This window comes from Streptomyces altiplanensis, from assembly GCF_053591575.1.
In genome coordinates, this window is record NZ_JBSFUB010000213.1 from 1 (window position 1) to 2,742 (window position 2,742).

At 71.6% G+C, this 2,742-nt stretch carries 3 protein-coding genes; 2 read left to right on the plus strand and 1 reads right to left on the minus strand.

Going from position 1 to position 2,742, the window contains the following annotated elements:
- Positions 1-111 precede the first annotated feature (111 nt).
- On the minus strand, positions 112-1,092 hold the full coding sequence (locus ACWD0Y_RS36515; RefSeq protein WP_450264553.1) for a TIGR03557 family F420-dependent LLM class oxidoreductase: 981 nt from the start codon (positions 1,090-1,092) through the stop codon (positions 112-114).
- Between the two features lie 175 nt (positions 1,093-1,267).
- On the opposite strand from ACWD0Y_RS36515, the gene ACWD0Y_RS36520 reads away from it, so the two are divergent.
- Together ACWD0Y_RS36520 and ACWD0Y_RS36525 are read left to right on the plus strand one after the other, a co-directional pair.
- Positions 1,268-1,678 carry a four-helix bundle copper-binding protein gene (locus ACWD0Y_RS36520; protein ID WP_450264554.1) on the plus strand — a complete coding sequence of 137 codons (411 nt, stop codon included), beginning with the start codon at positions 1,268-1,270 and terminating at the stop codon, positions 1,676-1,678.
- Between the two features lie 183 nt (positions 1,679-1,861).
- Entirely contained in the window at positions 1,862-2,278 is a 417-nt protein-coding gene (locus ACWD0Y_RS36525; protein ID WP_176710196.1) for a CBS domain-containing protein, read from the plus strand.
- The last annotated feature ends 464 nt before the right edge of the window (positions 2,279-2,742 follow it).

The window sequence follows — 2,742 nt, forward strand, 5'->3', positions numbered from 1 at the left end:
TCGGGCTGCTCCTCGACGCACGCGGCCAGTGCCAGGGCGTCCTCGACGGCGAGCTTGGTGCCCGAGCCGATGGAGAAGTGGGCGGTGTGGGCGGCCTTGTCCTCACGGGGCTCAGGCAGGTGAGCCGCTGGGCCTGAGCTGCTGGATACGGCTGCCGAGTTCGCGCTGGTAGAAGTCGATGAAGCCGTCGGGATCGGGCCCGGCGTTCTGCATGACCAGCCTGTCGAAGCCCGCGTCGACGAACTGCTGCGCCACCTCGACGTACCGGGCGGGGTCCGTGCCGCACGCGAACTTCCCGAGGATGTCGTCCTCGCGCACGGTCGTGGTCGCCGCGTCGAAATTGACCGGGTTGGGCAGTTCGCTCATGACCTTCCACCCGGTCACGGCCCAGCGCGACGTCTCCAGGGCGGCCTTCGCCGCGGTGCGCTCGTCGGGCGCCCAGGCCATCGGGACCTCCGCGTAGCGCGGGCCGCTGCCGCCCGCGTCCCGGTACTGCTGGACGATCTGCGGTTTGTCCTCGGTGGCGAACAGGCCGTCGCCCAGCTCCGCGGCGATCCGTGTCGACTCCCGCCCGCTCGCGGCGACCGCGATCAGCGGCAGTTCCTCCGGCAGGTCGAACACCCGGGCGTCCTCGAGCCGCAGGTGCTTCCCGTCGTACGACTGGTAACCGCCGCGCCACAGCAGGCGGATGATCTCCAGGGCTTCCCTGAGCATCTCGTGCCGCGTGCTGACGGCGTCCGGGAAACCCCGGCCGACGACGTGTTCGTTCAGCCGCTCGCCCGAGCCGACGCCGAGGACGAAGCGGCCGTCCGACACCAGGGCGAGGGTCGCGGCGGCCTGGGCGATGATCGCCGGGTGGTAGCGCACGGTCGGACACGTCACGCCGGTCGCCAGCCCGATCCGCGACGTCTTCGCCGCGATGCTCCCCAGCACGGTCCAGGCGAACGGCGAGTGGCCCTGGTTGTCGAGCCAGGGGTGGTAGTGGTCGCTGATCTCGACGAAGTCGAAGCCGGCCTGCTCCGCCAGGACCGCCTGCCGCACCAGCTCCGCCGGGCCGAACGCCTCGGCGGCGAGCTTGTAGCCAATTTTCATGTACTCCCTCATTTCCGCACGTACCAACCGTTTGTCCGCGCAGAGGTACCCCCTCGGTCGGAGGCGTAACGGTTCCAGCGGTTTGAGGGGCCCCACCGGGTGTTACGCGTAGCAGGGCGACGAAGGCGGCCGCGCGGGGCGACCGGCACCGCGGGCCTTTCAACGGAGGTGGACGATGACCACAGTGGTCAAGGACATGCTGGGTGCCTACCCGGCCGACCTGGGCGGCGTGGACCGCGACAGACTGACGCGCTGCATCGAGGAGTGCATCGCCTGCGCGCAGGCGTGTACCGCGTGCGCCGACGCCTGCCTGTCGGAGGAGAAGGTCGCCGAGCTGGCCAAGTGCGTCCGCACCGACCTGGACTGCGCCGACATCTGCCAGACCACCGGCCGTGTGCTCTCCCGCCACACCGGTTACGACGCCGACATCACCCGCGCCCAGCTCCAGGCATGCGCGGCGGTGTGCAGGGCGTGCGCCGACGAGTGCGAAAGCCACGCCGGCATGCACGACCACTGCCGCGTCTGCGCCGAGGCCTGTCGCCGCTGCGAGCAGGCCTGCAACGACCTGATCGCCTCCCTGGGCTGACGAGCGGCGTGATCGGCGGCCGCGTGACCGGCGTCAGGAACCGGGCAATCGGATGATGCCGGTGCGGCGACGCCGTGGCGCTTTGGCGGCCGCCCGGGGCGGGCGTAGGAAGTGTGAGGGAGCCGGCCCGGGGTGGCGAAGCCCCGGGCGGCTCCCTCCGCGACGAAGACAGGAAGACGAGACGTGACAACTGCCAGAGAGATCATGACCGCCGGTACCGAGTGCATCGGCGCGGACGAGACGGTGCTGACCGCGGCCCGGAAGATGACCGAGCTGGGCGTGGGCGCCCTGCCGATCTGCGGGACCGACAACAAGCTCAAGGGCATGCTGACCGACCGCGACATCGTGGTGAAGGTCCTGGGAGCCGGCAAGGACCCCGCCAAGACCAACGCGGGGGAGCTCGCGCAGGGGGAGGCGGTGACGATCGGCGCCGACGACGACGCCGGTGAGATCCTGCGCACGATGACCTCGCACAAGGTCCGGCGGCTGCCCGTGATCGACGGCCACGACCTCGTCGGCATCGTCGCCCAGGCCGATGTCGCCCGTGCTCTGCCCGACCCGCAGGTCGGCGACCTCCTCGAAGCCCTCTCCACGGACTGACCCGGCGGCTGCCCGGAGGATCCCCCTGCTCAAGACCCGAGGGCGGACTCGGCGGGGCCGGCCTCGCTGCGGTTCGGGCAAGCGGTCCGGGCATGCGAACCGGCGTCGTCGACGCCTTCACCGATCGTCCGTTCGCCGGGGACCCGGCGGGTGCGTGTCTCCTGCCCGCCGGGAACTGACCGGTACCGCGCGCTTCAGCGGCCGCGCGAGCGGTGTCCTCCTCGCGCACACCGGCGAGGGGGGCGGCATTGAGCGGTGGCCGCCCCGGGAGTACGACTTCGTCTCCCGCCCCTTCCCACCGGCGCTTCTTCCCACAGCCCCGCAGACCTCTGTGTGGCGGCCTGGCCCGTACAGCCGTGCGCGGGAACCCCGTTCATCCCACTCGTCCCACCGGGAGCGCCGCCATGGTGCTGGACGGCACCCCGCACGCCCGGGCCGGACGCGTCCTCCGTCGGCGTCCGGCC

Excerpts from the sequence above, each read along its gene's own strand:
- ACWD0Y_RS36515 (WP_450264553.1), bottom strand. The coding sequence starts at position 1,092 with ATGAAAATTGGCTACAAGCTCGCCGCCGAGGCGTTCGGCCCGGCGGAG.
- ACWD0Y_RS36520 (WP_450264554.1), top strand. The coding sequence starts at position 1,268 with ATGACCACAGTGGTCAAGGACATGCTGGGTGCCTACCCGGCCGACCTG.